Here is a 15680-nt window from a genome sequence, read left to right as displayed (position 1 = left end):
CGAGCCAGGGAGCGCCGGAATGTTCACAATCGACAGGGACGATCCCGCGCGACCTGACGTCCATCGGCTGCTCACTGAGCACCTGGCGGACATGTTCGCCTCCTCGCCGGCGGAAAGTGTCCACGCCCTCGACCTCGAAGCCCTGTCTGCCCCGGAGATCAGATTCTGGACCGCGCGGGAGGGCCGCACCCTTGTCGGCTGCGGAGCCATCAAGGAACTGACCACTGACCACGCCGAGCTCAAGTCCATGCGCACAACGCAGGAGGCGCGCGGCCGCGGAGTGGCCGCCAGACTCCTCTCGCACATCCTCGACGACGCAAGCCACCGGGGCATCGGACGCGTCAGCCTGGAGACGGGAACCCAGGACTATTTCGCTCCGGCCCGCCGGCTCTACCGGCGCAGCGGCTTCAGCGAATGCCCGCCCTTCGCCGGGTACGCCCTCGACCCCAACAGCATCTTCCTGACCATTCTGCTTGCGGCGACTGCGCGGTGACGCGCGCGGTGCCGACCTCTGGCCGGGCAAGGCCGGAAGGTCGGTGTAGGTCGAAAATGGGTATTTGACCGGCAAATCTGTGACTTCAATCACCGTACCGGTCAATGCCGGATACGCCGAGGAGTTTCGCTAGACTCACTCACGATGCACCGTGCATACAGTGGCGGTCATTCCAAGTGGGGAACGGCAGGCCCTGTATGGCAATCGACGGACAATTGCGGAGAAATGAACGCGGCGCCGGTGTGCCGGTCCGGCATGGACGGCTCGGCCGCCGCGGTCCTGTGCGCTCCATAGGACGGTTTCTTGCGTTCGCCGTCGTGGTGCTCACGGTCAGCACAGGCACGGTCGTCGCGGTAGCCGCCTGGGATGTTGCCAGCAGCGTGAAACCCGGAATCCACCTTGCCCACAACGCGGATACGCCAGGCACGACGGCTTCGGGTGCGGACGTGGCCGCGATCACCGGTGGGGTCAACCTTCTCCTGACCGGCACGGACACCCGCACGGGGCAGGGCGGGGCATACGCAACGAGTGCGGAACTGGAGGCAAGCTCCGGCGCCGGCAGCAACGACGTCACGATGCTGCTGCACATCGCCGAGAACCACCAGAGCGTGAGCGTGATCAGTTTCCCCAGAGACCTGATGATCCCTGTTCCGGAGTGCCCGAGAGCGGACGGGTCGACAGCGTCTGCGTCGAGTCGGGTGATGATGAACACGACCCTCGCGCGCGGCGGGCTCTCGTGCGTTGTCTCGACGATCGAAAAGCTCACCGGGCTCCGGATCCCCTTCGCCGCGCAGATCAGCTTCAATGGCGTCACGGCGATGTCCAACGCCGTCGGTGGCGTCACGGTCTGCATCGCGTCGCCGATCAACGATCTCAATACCAACCCGCCCCTGCACCTGGCTGCCGGCCAACGAACCATTGTCGGCGACGAGGCCCTCTCATTCCTGCGGAGCCGGCACGGTGTCGGCGACGGCAGCGACCTGGGCCGAATCAGCAACCAGCAGGTGTTCATGGCCGCCCTGGCCCGGAAGGTCGAGAGCGGCGGAGTGCTGGGAAACCCGGTCACACTGTTTTCCTTGGCGAAAGCAGCCACGAGCAATATGGTCCTGTCAGACACGCTCACGAATCCGACGACGCTGGTCCAGATCGCCCTCGCACTCAAGGACACGGGACTGGCGAACATGGTGTTCCTGCAGTACCCGACGGTTGCCGACCCTCGGGACGTCGACCGGGTTGTGCCGCAGTCGAGCGGGGCCGAGCTGGTGAATGCAGCGCTCGTTGCGGATCAGCCCATCGTCCTGAGCGGCCTGCCAGGCAGGGCGGCCGTCCTCGACGCGTCCGCTACGCCCGCACCTGTCCCGGCAGCATCGGGAAGCCCGTCGCCCTCGGCGTCAGTTCCTGCAACCCCTTTGGGAACCGCGCCGACGCCCATGCCGACAGGTGCGGTGTTGCCCGCGAGCGTGACAGGGCAAACCGCTGCGGAGCAGACCTGCAGCAAGGGCAACTAGAGGCTCCCTCGGTGGAGCGCCACGCTGTGAGCCCGGCAATCCGCCGGTGGTCGGCCGGTCAGTGGATGGCAGCGAGCAGAATGCCGACGCCGACGAAAAGAACACCGAAGATGCGGTTCAGCACCCGCTGACCCCGCGCATCCCTCGTGAAGCGCTGGAATGACCGGGCCGTCCCCGCGAAGAAGAGCCACATCACGAGCACGTCGATCACGATCACCGTGGCAGCAGCGATCAGGTACTGCGGCAGCACGGGACGATCGAGCCGGATGAACTGGGGGAGGAACGCGAGGAAGAAGACGATCGCCTTCGGATTCAACAGGTTGACCCAGAGGCCGCGACGGAACATCGACCAGCGTGGCTCGTCCCGGAGCGCCTGGGCGCTCTCGGCGTCCAGGCTCGGCCTGGCCAGGAACTGCCGGATGCCCAGATAAACGAGGTAGGCGGCGCCCGCGTACCGGATGATGTTGAAGGCGACGGGCGAATTGGCGACGAGCAGCCCCACCCCGAGGGCAACGATCGTGATGTGTACGACGAGCGCAGCCTGCTGGCCGAGGATGCCCCAGATCGAGCGGCGGAACCCGGAATTGAGGGCGTTGCTCATGGTGTTGATCGCCCCAGCACCGGGCGTGAAACTGATCAGAGCTCCCGCACCGACGAGGGCCAGCCAGAGGGAGAATTGCACCGCTCCAGCCTAGGGCCTGCCCGATCCCGTGGATTCCGGCGGGTTGTGTCAGAATCGACGCGTTCCCCGACGTCGTCGTCCGAGAGAGATGAGTGCCATGAGCGAAGTACCCGTTGTCCCGCACTGGATCGATGGCGCCGAGCGCGCCGGCGTGTCCGGCCGTACCTCTCCGGTCTTCGACCCGGCCCTCGGCACCGTCACGAAGAACGTCCCCCTCGCCGACGCCGGCGAGATCGAGGCCGCGGTCGCATCCGCCAAGGCCGCGTTCCCCGCCTGGCGCGACCTGTCGATCGCGAAGCGGCAGTCGATCATCTTCACCTTCCGCGAACTGCTCAACGCCCGCAAGGGTGAGCTGGCCGAGATTCTCACGAGCGAGCACGGCAAGGTGCTCTCCGACGCCCTCGGCGAGATCACCAGGGGACTCGAAGTCGTCGAGTTCGCCTGCGGTATCCCGCACCTGCTCAAGGGCGAGTATTCGGAGAACGTCGCCACCGGTGTCGACGTCTACTCCACCAGGCAGGCCCTCGGCGTCGTCGGAGTGATCAGCCCGTTCAACTTCCCGGCGATGGTGCCGATGTGGTTCTTCCCGATCGCCATCGCCGCAGGCAACACGGTGATCCTCAAGCCCAGTGAGAAGGACCCGAGCGCGGCGATCTGGCTCGCCAGGCTCCTGAAGGAGTCCGGTCTTCCCGACGGAGTCTTCACGGTCCTGCACGGCGACAAAGTGGCCGTCGACGGCCTGCTCACGCACCCCGACGTCAAGGCGATCTCCTTCGTCGGATCGACCCCGATCGCCCGGTACGTCTACGAGACCGGCACCCGGCACGGCAAGCGCGTGCAGGCCCTCGGTGGCGCGAAGAACCACATGCTCGTGCTCCCGGACGCCGACCTCGATCTCGTCGCCGACTCCGCGGTCAATGCCGGCTTCGGTAGTGCGGGGAGAGCGGTGCATGGCCATCAGCGTCGTCGTCGCCGTCGAACCGGTCGCCGACGAGCTGGTCGGGAAGATCGTCTCCCGGATGACGGCCCTGACCGTCGGCGACGGCCGTCGCTCCTGCGACATGGGCCCGCTCATCACCGAGGTGCACCGGGACAAGGTCGCGAGCTACATCGAGATCGCAGCGGGTGACGGCGCGACGATCGTCGTCGACGGTCGCGGCATCGAGGTCGACGGAGACCAGAACGGGTTCTGGCTCGGCCCGACCCTGATCGACCACCTCCCCGTCACCTCGAAGGCATACACCGAGGAGATCTTCGGCCCCGTACTCGGCATCGTCCGGGTCGACAGCTACGAGGAGGGCGTCGCCCTGATCAACGCGGGGGCTTTCGGCAACGGCACCGCGATCTTCACCAACGACGGCGGGGCCGCGCGCCGGTTCCAGAACGAGATCGAGGTGGGCATGATCGGCATCAACGTGCCGATCCCGGTCCCGGTCGCGTACTTCTCCTTCGGCGGCTGGAAGAACTCGCTCTTCGGCGACACCAAGGCCCACGGCGCAGAGGGCGTGCACTTCTTCACCCGTGGCAAGGCGATCACCAGCCGCTGGCTCGACCCGAGCCACGGCGGCATCAACCTGGGCTTCCCCCAGAACCGATAGCAGCCGGGTCCGCTCCGGGGAATGCGCTGGCAGAGAACCGTACCGGGTACGGGAATGCCGGACTGGGAGGATGGATGCGGGAACAATCCCGTATTTGTGCAAGGAGACAGCATGCCCCTGGTCCGCATCGACCTCAACCGAGGCCGCACCGCTACCGACGTCCGCCTGATTGCCGACGCCATCCACGAAGCGATCGTCGAAGCCTATGGAATTCCGCTCCGCGACCGCTTCCAGATCGTCACCCAGCACGAAACCGGCTCCATCATCGCCCAGGACGACGGCCTGGGCTTCGAACGCGGCGATGGGGTCGTGATGATCCAGATCTTCACTCAGCGCGGCCGCAGCGTCCAGGCGAAGCAGGAGCCTGTACGCCGGTATCAACGCACGCCTGGCCGCGGTCGGGGTTGCCGGCACCGATGTCTTCATCGGCTACGTGGAGAGCGGACCGGAGGACTGGTCGTTCGGTTTCGGCGTGGCGCAGTACATGACGGGGGAGATCGCCGTTCCGGCGAGCGGAGCCGAGTAAGACCCGGCTCGGTTCGCCAGTGGCGGGCGGTTCCCGGCGTCAGCATGAAGAAACAGGTTGGGCCCCGCACCGGAGTGCGGGGCCCAACCTGTTTCAGTACGGATTCAGCGGGTGAACCTACTTGCCTGCCTTGCGGGCCGGCTTCTTGGCGTCCGTGTTGGACTCGGCGGCAGCTGCTGCTGCCGAACGACCTGCGCGAACCTCTTCGAACGAGGTGCCGTAGTACGCGGCCTCCATGATGGTCTTCATGTCGGCGAGCATCGGCATCCGCGGGTTGGCCGGTGCGCACTGGTCGCCGTACGCACCCATGGCGAGCGAGTCGAGGCGACCGATGAAGTCTTCCTCCACAACACCCTGGGCCTGGAACGACGGCTTGATGTGCACGGCGTCGCGCAGCTTCTCAACGGCGGTCGCGTACGACTCGATGCCCTCTTCAGGAGTCGAGGCCGGCAGCCCCAGGTGCTTCGCGATCTGCTGGAAGCGCTCGGGAGCGATGTAGGTCTCGTACTTGGGCCAGCTGGTCAGCTTGGTCGGGATCTTGCCGTTGTAGCGGATCACGTGCGGCAGGTAGGTCGCGTTCACTCGTCCGTGGATGAGGTGCATCTGCGCGCCGGTGACGTGGGCCATCGCGTGACAAATTCCGAGGAACGCGTTACCGAACGCCATGCCGGCGATCGAGGATGCGTTGTGCATCTTCTCGCGGGCCTTGATGACCTTGTCGTCGGTGCTGTTCTGCGTGCCGTTGACCGAGGTCTCGATGTTCTCGAAGATCAGCTTGATCGCGTGCAGGCACATGCCGTCCGTGAAGTCGTTCGCGTAGACCGACACATAGGCCTCTGTCGCGTGCGTCAGAGCGTCGAAGCCGGAGTCGGCGACGAGGAAGGACGGCATTGCGGCGGTGAGCGCGGGGTCGATGATCGCGACGTTCGGAAGGAGTGCGTAGTCCGCGAGCGGGTACTTGACTCCGGAGACCTCATCGGTGATGACCGCGAACGGCGTCATTTCCGAACCGGTGCCCGAGGTGGTCGGGATGCAGACGAGCTGGGCGAGTTCGCCGAGGTCGGGGAACTTGAACGCACGCTTGCGCACGTCGAAGAACTTTTCCTTCATGTCGGCGAATTCGATTTCGGGGTGTTCGTACAGGAGCCACATGACCTTTGCGGCGTCCATGGGCGAACCGCCGCCGAGGGCGATGATCGTGTCGGGCTTGAAGGCGCGCATTTCCTCTGCGCCCTTCTTGACCGCGGCAACGGTGGGCTCGGGGAGCACGTTGTCGATGATCTGGAGGGAGACGCGGTTCTCGCGGCGGTTGAGCACGTCGAGGATCTTGTCGACGAAGCCGAGCTTCGTCATGGTCGCGTCTGTGACGATCGTGACGCGCTCGACGTGGCGCATGTCCGCCAGGTAGCGGATGGCGTTCGGCTCGAAGTACGTCTTGGCGGGGACCTTGAACCACTGCAAGTTGTTGTTCCTTCGACCGATCCGCTTGATGTTGATGAGGTTGATGGCCGACACGTTGTTCGAGACGGAGTTGTGTCCGTACGAGCCGCAGCCGAGCGTCAGCGAGGGGATGAAGGCGTTGTAGATGTCACCGATGCCACCGAGCGAGCTCGGCGCGTTGGTGATGATCCGGACGGCCTTGACGCGGATACCGAATTCCTCGATGATCGCGGGGTTCTCGCTGTGGATCGAGCCAGAGTGGCCGAGTCCGTCGAATTCCACCATCTGCTCGGAGAGCGTGATGCCCTCTTCTGCATCCTTGGCGTGCAGGACGGCGAGCACCGGGGCGAGCTTTTCGCGCGTCATCGGTTCCTGCGGTCCGACGCTGCCGACCTCGACCATGATGATCGAGGTGTCTTCGGGAACGGTGAAGCCGGCCTGCTGTGCGATCCACACCGGCGACTTGCCGACGACGGAGGCGTTCAGCTTGGCGCCGCCACAGTTCTCCGAGTGGGCCTGGACGCCGAAGATGAATTCTTCGAGGAGGGTCTTCTCCGCGGGCGTCACGATGTACGCGTGCAGCTTCTTGAATTCGACGAGGGCCTCTGCGTAGAGCGGCTCTTCGATGATGACGGCCTGCTCGGATGCGCAGATCATGCCGTAGTCGAAGGACTTCGAGAGCACGACGTCGTTGACGGCGCGCTTGAGCTTGGCGCTCTTCTCGATGAATGCCGGGACGTTGCCCGCGCCGACGCCGAGGGCCGGCTTGCCGCAGGAGTACGCGGCGCGGACCATGGCGTTGCCACCGGTCGCGAGGATGGTCGCAACACCGGGGTGGTTCATCAGGAGCGTGCTGGCCTCGAGGGAAGGAACTTCGATCCACTGCACGCAGTTCTTGGGGGCGCCGGCGGCGATCGCCGCGTCGCGCACAATGCGGGCGGCTGCGACGGAAGACTGCTGCGCTCCCGGGTGGAAGCCGAAGATGATCGGGTTGCGGGTCTTAATGGCGATAAGGGATTTGAAGATTGCAGTCGAGGTGGGGTTGGTCACCGGGGTGATACCTGCGATAACACCGACCGGCTCGGCGATTTCTGTGATTCCGGTAATTGCGTCGCGGCTGATAATGCCGACGGTCTTAAGATTCTGCATCGAGTTCGTGACGTGCTCGCACGCGAACAGGTTCTTCACGGCCTTGTCCTCGAATACACCACGACCGGTTTCGGCTACTGCGTGGACGGCGAGCTCGGCATGTTTGCTGAGGGCCGCGACGGAGGCCTTTTTGACGATGTGGTCGATCTGCTCTTGTGTGAAATCGGCGTATTCGGTGAGCGCCTGCTGTGCTCCCTGAACGAGTGAGTCGATTTGGCTAGCAAGTGACTCAGTGACTGGTTTGTCCGTAATGGTCATGGTGCCCCTCTTCGGCGGCCCAACTTGGGCTTTTCGCCTCTTTAGGCAAGCTTACGACCCCACGCCGAGGGACGCATCTTTATCGATGGGCAGGGCGTCGGCATTTCCACGTTTCAATTGAGCATTTTGGCTGATTGAAGGCCTGTTTTTCATCCGACGTGATCAGCTCTTCGATTTCTACGATTCGTAGAAATTCCGCAGATTCCACGGCCTGATTTAACGTCGGCCGAGCCCTCGAATCGTCGCGACCGCGAGACCGACGGCGCGGGCGGTTTCGGAGAGTTCAGCGCCGGTCGTCGACACGCTGAGCGTGAAGCGGACTGCGGTCTGGGCGACCTCTGCGGGGAACCCCATGGCGGTGAGGGAGGGCGAGGGCTCGTCGCTGCCCGCCGCACACGCCGAGCCGCTCGAGCAGACGATGCCCTCACCCTCCAGCTCGAGCAGGACGGCCTCGCCGCTCGTGCCTGGGAATACGAACGACGCCGTACCCGGCAAGCGCTGCAGCGGATGCCCGGTGAGACGTGCGCCGGGGGCTGCGGCGAGGACTTCGGCAATGAAAGCGTCGCGGAGGGCCGCGACGCGGGGAGCGTTCGCTGCGCGTTCGGTCTCGGCAAGCCGCATCGCCGTCGCGAGGCCGACGGCCCCTGCGACGTTCTCGGTGCCGCTTCGGGTGCCGCGCTCCTGGCCGCCGCCATGCTGGACGGGTTCGAGCCTGACGCGGCGGCGCACGAAGAGCGCCCCCGTTCCCTGGGGCGCGCCGAGCTTGTGCCCGGAGATGCTGAGCGCGTCCACCCCGAGCCGGGCGACGGAGAGCGGCAACCAGCCGGCTGCCTGGACGGCGTCGGTGTGGAACGGCACGCCCTGGGCGCCGGCGAGAGCGGACAGCTCGGTGATCGGCTGTACCGTGCCGACCTCGTTGTTGGCGTACTGCACTGAGACCAGGGTCGTTGTGGGCGTGAGGGCGCGGGCGAGCTCTTCGGGATCGACGCACCCCTGGGCATCCACCGGGAGCACCGTGACCTCGAAGCCGTGCAACCGGCGCAGGTAGTCGCAGGACTCGAGGACCGCTTCGTGTTCGATCGCGGACACGATCAGGTGCCGGCCTCGGGGCGAGGCGAGGGCGATGCCCTTGATCGCGAGGTTGTCCGACTCGGTGCCGCCGCTCGTGAACAGCACTTCGGCGGGGCGGCAGCCGAGGACGGCGGCGACGGTCGCGCGCGCATCGGCGAGGGCTGCCGCGGCGGCCTCGCCGACCCGGTGGTGGCTCGAGGGATTGCCGTAGCCGGTCGTGAGCACCGGCCAGATCGCCTCGAGGACTTCGCGGCGCACGGGCGTCGTCGCTGCGTTGTCGAGGTAGATCACTCCGGGCTCCTTCGGTGGCTGCTGGCGGTTACGGGTCAGTTCCGGACGGCGCCGTCGAGTTCCGTGCCGGCGACCACGACGACGTCGAGGCCGAGGTCGAGTGAGCGCACGCTGTGGGTGAGCGCACCGACGGAGATCACGTCGACGCCGGATGCCGCGATGGCCCTGACCGTGTCGAGGTTCACTCCGCCGCTCGCCTCCACGATGGCGCGGCCCGCGACCAGGCGCACGCCTTCGGCGAGCTGCTCGGGGCCGAAGTTGTCGAGCATGATCGTGTCGACACGGGCCGCGAGCACGGCTTCGATCTGGTCGATGCGGTCCACTTCGACCTCGAGGTGCGTTGTGTGCGAGATCCGGTCGCGCACGAGCAGGAGGGCCTCGGTCAGGCCGAGTCCGCCGGACTGCAGGATGGCGAGGTGGTTGTCCTTGGCCATCACTGCGTCGGACAGGCTGAAGCGATGGTTGTGGCCTCCGCCGTCGCGGACGGCGGCGCGCTCGAAGGCCCGCAGCCCCGGGGTGGTCTTGCGGGTGTCGACGATGCGGGCGTGGGTGCCCTCGGTTTCGGCGACGTATTGGGCCGTGAGCGTCGCGATGCCGCTCATCCGCTGTACGAAATTGAGTCCGATGCGTTCGGCCTGCAGAATCCCCCTTGCGGGGCCGGTGACCTCGGCGAGCACGTCGCCGGTGGCGAACGGAGCGCCGTCGCTGGTCAGCAGGGTGACCGTGATGGCGGGGTCGGTGAGGCGGAAGGCGGATCCGAAGACGGCGCCTCCGCTGAAGACGCCGGGTTCGCGGGCGACGAGCCTCGCGGTCGCCGTGGCGTCTGCGGGGATGAGCGCCTCGGAGGTCAAGTCGCCCCAGGGGGCGTCCTCGACGAGTGCCGCGCGCACCACGGTGTCGATGGCGGTGGTGCTCAGCATGCGATGGCCTCCTCGGCCTCTCGGGTGCGCCCAGGGGATTCGAGCACGAGGAACGGATCGTCGGAATCAACGGGACGCATCCAGGACTGGCTGTGGGCGAGTTCCAGGCGGCTCTCGGGGAAGTCGGCGCGGTAGTGCGCTCCCCGGGATTCCTCCCGGGCGAGTGCGGAGGCAACGGTGATCCTCGCGAGGTCGAGCAGGTTGCCGTCTTCGACGGTGCGCACCCGGTCGGCCGGGGTCGCGTCCCGACCGGTGGGCGCCGGGTGCTTCCAGCCGGCGAGGGCAGCGGATGCGGCGGCGAGCCCGTCACCGTCGCGCAGCACCCCGGCCGCGTCCCACATCAGGCGCTGGAGTTCGGCGCGGTCGACAGGCGCTCCGGGTCCGTCGACGGCCAGGGCGGGAGCCGTCGCGTCGGAGGCGTGGCTGTTCGCCGGCGTCTGCGGGAGGTTCAGGCCCTCGACGTGGGCCGGGCCGGTACCGAGGGCGCGCACGGCGCGGTCGGCGAAGACTGCGGCCTCCAGCAGGGAGTTCGAGGCGAGGCGATTGGCGCCGTGGGTTCCGGTCCTGGCGGTCTCGCCGACGGCGTAGAGGCCGGGCAGGGAGGTGCGGCCCCACAGGTCTGTGCTGACGCCGCCCATCCAGTAGTGGGCGGCCGGTGCGACGGGGATGGGCTCGACGGCCCAGTCGATCCCGGCGGAGAGGCACGCGGCCGTGATCGTCGGGAAGCGGGTTTCGAGCAGCTCCCTGCCGAGGCCGGTCGCGTCGAGGAGCACGGGTGTGCCGCCCTGGGCGGACATTTCGCGGGCGATGCTCCGGGCGACGATGTCGCGGGGGGCGAGTTCGGCGCCGGGGTGGATGGCGAGCATGAAGCGCTCGCCGCGAGCGTTGAGCAGCACGGCGCCCTCGCCGCGAACCGCCTCTGAGACGAGCGGGGTTCCGGGCACCGCGAGGGCGGTCGGGTGGAACTGGTAGAACTCGAGGTCGGCGATCGCCGCGCCCGCCCGCCAGGCCGCCGCGACGCCATCGCCGGTCGCGAGCGCGGGATTGGTGGTGTGCGGGAAGAGCGAGCCTGCCCCGCCGGTGGCGAGGATCACCGCGTCGGCGTCGACCTGGTGCACAAGCCCGTCCGGCCCGAGCAGGGAGGCTCCGGTCACTCGGTCTCCCGCGACGAGGAGGTCGACGAGCATGGTGTGCTCCCGGATCCGGACACGGGGGATCCCCGGGGTCTGATCCGAGCGGGCGGCCCGTTCGCGGACGGTCGAAACGAGTGCTGCTTCGATCGCGGCGCCGGTCGCGTCCCCGCCGGCGTGCAGCACCCGGGAGCGGGAGTGGGCGGCCTCGAGGCCGCGCGTGACACCGGAGTCGTCCCTGTCGAAGTCGACGCCGAAGCGGATCAGGTCGCGGACCCTGGCCGGTCCTTCGCTGCACAGTACCTCGACGGCTGCCGGGTCGCAGAGCCCTGCCCCTGCGCGGAGGGTGTCGAGGATGTGCAGGTCGACGGAGTCGTCGGGGAACATGGCTGCGGCTATGCCGCCCTGCGCGTAGCGGGTATTGCTGTCCGGGAGCCCCTGCTTGGTCACCAGGGTGACGGAGTGACCCGCGTCGGTCGCGCGCACCGCGGCGATGAGCCCGGCGAGGCCGCTGCCGATGACGAGGATCCGGAGCGACGGTGCGACGGGTGCGATCGGTGCCGCGGGCGTCACGCGCGTGCTCCGCTCGTCGGCGCACCGACGGGAGGACGCGCGGCGAGCATCCGCTCGAGGGCGACCCGGGCGTTCGTGGCGTCGGTCGCAGGGACCTCGATGCGGTTGAGCACGGCGGGCGGCTGCCCGTCCTCGCCGACGAGGGCTTCGAGCACCCAGGCGAGATAGCCGGAGTGGATGCGGTACATCGTCGAGCACGGGCAGACGACGGGGTCGAGGCAGAAGATGGTGTGCTCGGGGTGCTCGGCTGCGAGGCGCTGCACGAGGTTGATCTCGGTGCCGATCGCGAATGTCGACCCGGCGGGGGCGGCTTCGATGGCCTTCTTGATGTAGTCGGTCGAGCCGTATTCGTCTGCGGCGTCGACGACCGCCATCGGGCACTCCGGGTGCACGATGACCCGGACGCCGGGGTGCTCTGCGCGTGCGGCGGTGATCTGGTCGACCGTGAAGCGCTTGTGAACGCTGCAGAATCCGTGCCAGAGGATGACCTGGGCGGCGTCGAGTTCAGTCTCGGTGCTGCCGCCGAGGGGCTTGCGCGGGTTCCACATCGGCATCCGCTCGAGCGGGACCCCCATCGCCTTCGCGGTGTTCCGGCCGAGGTGCTGGTCGGGGAAGAAGAGCACCCGCTGGCCGCGTTCGAACGCCCAGGTCAGCACCGTCTCGGCGTTCGAGGAGGTGCAGACGATGCCGCCGTTGGCTCCGCAGAACGCTTTGAGGGCGGCCGAGGAGTTCATGTAGGTGACCGGGATCACCGGGACCCGGCCGGAGGCATCCGGCTCGGTGCCGTAGAGCTCTTCGAGCTGTTCCCAGCAGTCGGTGACCGAGTCGATGTCGGCCATGTCCGCCATCGAACAGCCGGCGGCGAGGTTGGGCAGGATGACCGCCTGGTCCGGCCCGGAGAGGAGGTCTGCGGTCTCGGCCATGAAGTGCACGCCGCAGAACACGATCGCCTCGGCGTCGGGGCGGCTCTTCGTCGCCTGCGCGAGCTGGAAGGAGTCACCGACGAAGTCGGCGTGTTCGAGGACCTCCGAGCGCTGGTAGAAGTGACCGAGAATCACGACCCGGTCGCCGAGGGTGGCCTTGGCGGAGCGGATGCGCGCATCGAGTTCGTCAGCGGTGGCGGTGCGGTAGCGCTCGGGCAGGGCGCCCTGGCGCGGGGACCCGGTCGGGAGGACATCGCCCATGGAAGAACCGGGACCGTAGCCGGGGGTACCGGAGTCGAATTCCCAGGGTCCGGAGGCCAGCTGCGGGCTGCAGGTGCTTCCGGGCGCGGTGCCCGTGCTGATCAGGCGAATGGTGCGGTCGACCGATGCGATGGTCATGCTGTAACTCCTCGATGTTCACACAAAGCGTTGTACACGGTGGTTCAGTTCGTGGCGGGGATGGCGGTGGTGGCGGGTTCCGGGCCGAAGGGATCCGGTTCGTCCTGCCGTCCGCAGTCGTTGTACCGGTAGAGCCGTGGCGGGCGGTGCCGGGTGCCTGCGACACGTTCGCCGGTATCGACGATCGAACCGGATGCCTCGATCGTGCGGCGGAAATTGGCGGGGTCGAGGGATTTCTGCAGAACGGCCTCGTGCACGTCGCGCAGTTGGGAGAGCGTGAAGGTCTCGCCGAGGAAGGCGTGGGCGATCCGGGAATATTCGACCTTGGTCCGCAGCCGCCACAGGGCGTACTCGACGATCCGGTTGTGGTCGAAGGCGAGCCGCGGCAGGCGGTCGGCGGGGAACCAGCGCACGTTCTCGCCGACGACGGCGAGGTCGGCCTCGCCGGACTCGACGAGCGCCCAGTAGACGACGGACACCACGCGGCCCCCGGTCGAGCGGCCAGGGTCCCCGAAGGTGTAGAGCTGCTCGAGGTACTTCGGCGCGAGGCCGGTCGTCTCGCGGAGGGTGCGGGCGGCGGCCGCGGCGAGTTCTTCGTCGCCGGGCAGGCCGCCACCGGGCAACGCCCACTGGTCGAGGTACGGCTCCCTGGTACGGCGGACCAGCGGCAGCCACAGCGTCTTGAAGTCGGATTCCGCGTCGGAGCGCAGCGCGAAGATCACGGTCGACACGGCGAGTGCGACGGCGGATTGAGCGCTCATGGGGGCATCCACTAGGTAAAGGTCAGTATGACTCTAACTGGGTGAACCCATCATATAGTCATTCTGACCCGAAGTCGCCCCCGCAGAGTCAGCTTTTGGCGGCGGCGACAACGGAACGTCGGGCGCCCTTGCCCGTCAGGCCCCAGAGGGTGACGCGGGCCATCGCTTCGACGACGATGCTTCCGCTCATCTTGGACGAGCCGAGCACGCGCTCGACGAAGGTGATCGGCACCTCGATGACGGTCAGGCCGGCCCGCACGCTCGTGAGCAGCATGTCGATCTGGAAGCAATAGCCCAGGCTCTCGACGCTCGCGAGGTCCATGCGTTCGAGGGCATGCGCCGTGTACACGCGGTAGCCGCCGGTGACATCGTGCTGACGGAGGCGAAGTACCAGGCGCGAGTATGTCGATCCGCCGCGGGACAGCGCGCGGCGGTGCCACGGCCAGTTCTGCACGGCCCCGCCGGGAACCCAGCGCGATCCCATCACGACGTCGGCGGTCTTCGCCGCCGCGAGCAGGTCGGGGAGCTGCTCCGGCTGGTGCGAACCGTCGGAGTCGAGCTGCACGAGTTCATCGTAGCCGCGGGAGAGGCCCCAGCCGAAGGCCTCGAGGTAGGCGGCTCCGAGGCCGTTCTTCTTCGTGCGGTGCAGGACGTGCACCTGGGAGTCGGCCGCGGCGATGGCGTCGGCGAGCTGGCCGGTGCCGTCGGGGGACGCGTCGTCGACGACGAGGATGTCCGCGGTCGGGACGCTCGCGCGCACCCGGGCAACGATCGGATTGATGTTCTCGCGTTCGTTGTAGGTCGGGATGATGACCAGTGTCTGTGCCATGAAAACTACCTTGTCAGTTCGGTGATTGTTGTGTGTATGACCGTGGCCGTTGAGGCGACGGAAAATCCGGAGGTCGCGCAGCGTACGCAGGTCGGTGCCTGCCTTTTCCTCGCTGCTGCCCGAATACTGCACCAGCCATACCGTATCGGTGCCCGCGAGGGAATCGAGGACGCTTGTGAGCGGCAGGGTGGTGTCCCAGAGCGATCCGGTATCCCCGTATGCCGTGTCGAGAGTCACATCGTGCAGCCCCGTGAAGGATTGCGGGTACAGGTGCAACGCGAGCCGCGGTTTCCGGGAGGGTCGCACGCTCTCGTCGAACACGATCGCGTCGCCGGGGTGCGCACCGGCCTCGACGATGGCCGCAGCCTGGCGCCAATCGCTCCCGGAGTTCTTCGCGTACGGGCCGCGCTGGTCGATGTAACTCGGCACGACGGCGGCGACGAGCAGCACGAGTGCCGTGATCCCGGCCCACCGGGGCCTGATCCAGGCCAGGGCGATCCCGAGCGCGATCGCGGCGGCCGGCGTGCAGATGGAGAGGTAGCGCAGCGAGTACATCGGCGTGACGACATGGGTGCCGATCAGCAGGGCCGCGCTCGGTATCAGCATCCAGGCGAGCATGACGCCGAACGCCGCCCTGGTGCCTTCGAGTATGGGCACCCGTCCGCGTCCGAACCACGCGAGCCCGACCGCGAGCAGGATCAGTGCCCAGGCGATGAGTGCAGCAGGGACGTTCCCGAACCACTGGTTGACCGCCGCGTCGAGCACGCTCGTCTGGGCGCGGCGACCGATGAACGAGAGCTGGTCCTTCTGGCTCACGCCCGCGAGCAGCACCGGAGCCGCGATGGCGAGGCCGACAACGGTGGCAGCCGCCCAGGCGATCAGCTGCCCGCGGCGCCGGGCCCGTTCCGGTGCGAGCAGGAATACGGCGATCCCGAGCACGGGGACGAGGAGCGCGATGTAGAGGAAGACGTAGATTCCGAGGGCGAAGAGCGCGGTGAAGCCGATCCACAGCCAGGTGCGTACCGGCCGGCTCGCTGTGCCGGCTCGGATGAGGTGCACGAGCAGCACGACGAGCCAGACGGCGATGGCCGCCGCGACCGCCGTCGACCGTGCCTCTGCGCCCATGTAC

Annotated in this window: 10 protein-coding genes and 2 pseudogenes; 4 read left to right on the top strand and 8 right to left on the bottom strand. The window is 67.5% G+C overall.

What is annotated here, in order from left to right; translation table 11 throughout:
- The first annotated feature begins 19 nt into the window (after nt 1–19).
- Entirely contained in the window at nt 20–493 is a 474-nt protein-coding gene (locus KIV56_RS05480) for a GNAT family N-acetyltransferase (RefSeq protein ID WP_281535448.1), read from the top strand.
- A 197-nt stretch (nt 494–690) separates the two neighbouring features.
- On the top strand, nt 691–2001 hold the full coding sequence (locus KIV56_RS05475) for an LCP family protein (protein ID WP_281535447.1): 1311 nt from the start codon (nt 691–693) through the stop codon (nt 1999–2001).
- A gap of 58 nt (nt 2002–2059) precedes the next feature.
- Here the strand turns inward: KIV56_RS05475 and KIV56_RS05470 are convergent, their stop codons facing one another.
- A complete protein-coding gene (locus KIV56_RS05470) occupies nt 2060–2683 on the bottom strand; it encodes a LysE family transporter (RefSeq protein ID WP_281535446.1) in 624 nt (207 codons plus the stop codon).
- A gap of 88 nt (nt 2684–2771) precedes the next feature.
- Between KIV56_RS05470 and KIV56_RS05465 the strand changes: the two are divergent.
- Together KIV56_RS05465 and KIV56_RS05460 are read left to right on the top strand one after the other, a co-directional pair.
- Nucleotides 2772–4281: pseudogene (locus KIV56_RS05465) on the top strand (CoA-acylating methylmalonate-semialdehyde dehydrogenase).
- Nucleotides 4282–4392: 111 nt separating this feature from the next.
- A pseudogene (locus tag KIV56_RS05460) lies at nt 4393–4807 on the top strand (tautomerase family protein).
- A 117-nt stretch (nt 4808–4924) separates the two neighbouring features.
- Here the strand turns inward: KIV56_RS05460 and adhE are convergent.
- The 7 genes from adhE to KIV56_RS19465 form a co-directional block, all read right to left on the bottom strand.
- Nucleotides 4925–7654 carry a bifunctional acetaldehyde-CoA/alcohol dehydrogenase gene (adhE, locus tag KIV56_RS05455; protein WP_281535445.1) on the bottom strand — a complete coding sequence of 910 codons (2730 nt, stop codon included), beginning with the start codon at nt 7652–7654 and terminating at the stop codon, nt 4925–4927.
- 216 nt (nt 7655–7870) lie between these two features.
- Nucleotides 7871–9016: a cysteine desulfurase family protein gene (locus KIV56_RS05450; RefSeq protein ID WP_281535444.1), complete on the bottom strand. Its 1146-nt coding sequence runs from the start codon at nt 9014–9016 to the stop codon at nt 7871–7873.
- A 35-nt stretch (nt 9017–9051) separates the two neighbouring features.
- Nucleotides 9052–9936: a carboxylating nicotinate-nucleotide diphosphorylase gene (gene nadC / locus KIV56_RS05445; protein ID WP_281535443.1), complete on the bottom strand. Its 885-nt coding sequence runs from the start codon at nt 9934–9936 to the stop codon at nt 9052–9054.
- Complete coding sequence (nadB, locus tag KIV56_RS05440; RefSeq protein WP_281535442.1) at nt 9930–11639, bottom strand: L-aspartate oxidase; 1710 nt, start codon at nt 11637–11639, stop codon at nt 9930–9932. The genes nadC and nadB overlap by 7 nt, the downstream gene beginning before the upstream one ends.
- The gene (gene nadA, locus KIV56_RS05435) at nt 11636–12961 is read right to left on the bottom strand and encodes a quinolinate synthase NadA (protein ID WP_281535441.1); all 1326 of its coding nucleotides are present in this window, start codon (nt 12959–12961) and stop codon (nt 11636–11638) included. The genes nadB and nadA overlap by 4 nt, the downstream gene beginning before the upstream one ends.
- Nucleotides 12962–13005: 44 nt before the next feature.
- Complete coding sequence (locus tag KIV56_RS05430; protein ID WP_281535440.1) at nt 13006–13722, bottom strand: NUDIX hydrolase; 717 nt, start codon at nt 13720–13722, stop codon at nt 13006–13008.
- Nucleotides 13723–13810: 88 nt separating this feature from the next.
- Entirely contained in the window at nt 13811–15676 is a 1866-nt protein-coding gene (locus KIV56_RS19465) for a glycosyltransferase (protein WP_348648471.1), read from the bottom strand.
- Nucleotides 15677–15680: the final 4 nt, after the last annotated feature.

Origin of the sequence: Cryobacterium breve (assembly GCF_027594785.1) — a bacterium.
GTDB lineage: Bacteria > Actinomycetota > Actinomycetes > Actinomycetales > Microbacteriaceae > Cryobacterium > Cryobacterium breve_A.
The sequence above is the reverse complement of the archived record's forward strand: the minus strand, read 5'-3'. Positions and strand labels throughout refer to the sequence as shown.

Bases quoted from the DNA above. Each gene is read 5' to 3' on its own strand.
- nadC (WP_281535443.1), bottom strand. From the start codon at position 9,936: ATGCTGAGCACCACCGCCATCGACACCGTGGTGCGCGCGGCACTCGTC.
- KIV56_RS19465 (WP_348648471.1), bottom strand. From the start codon at position 15,676: ATGGGCGCAGAGGCACGGTCGACGGCGGTCGCGGCGGCCATCGCCGTC.
- nadA (WP_281535441.1), bottom strand. From the start codon at position 12,961: ATGACCATCGCATCGGTCGACCGCACCATTCGCCTGATCAGCACGGGC.
- KIV56_RS05475 (WP_281535447.1), top strand. From the start codon at position 691: ATGGCAATCGACGGACAATTGCGGAGAAATGAACGCGGCGCCGGTGTG.
- adhE (WP_281535445.1), bottom strand. From the start codon at position 7,654: ATGACCATTACGGACAAACCAGTCACTGAGTCACTTGCTAGCCAAATC.
- KIV56_RS05430 (WP_281535440.1), bottom strand. From the start codon at position 13,722: ATGAGCGCTCAATCCGCCGTCGCACTCGCCGTGTCGACCGTGATCTTC.
- KIV56_RS05480 (WP_281535448.1), top strand. From the start codon at position 20: ATGTTCACAATCGACAGGGACGATCCCGCGCGACCTGACGTCCATCGG.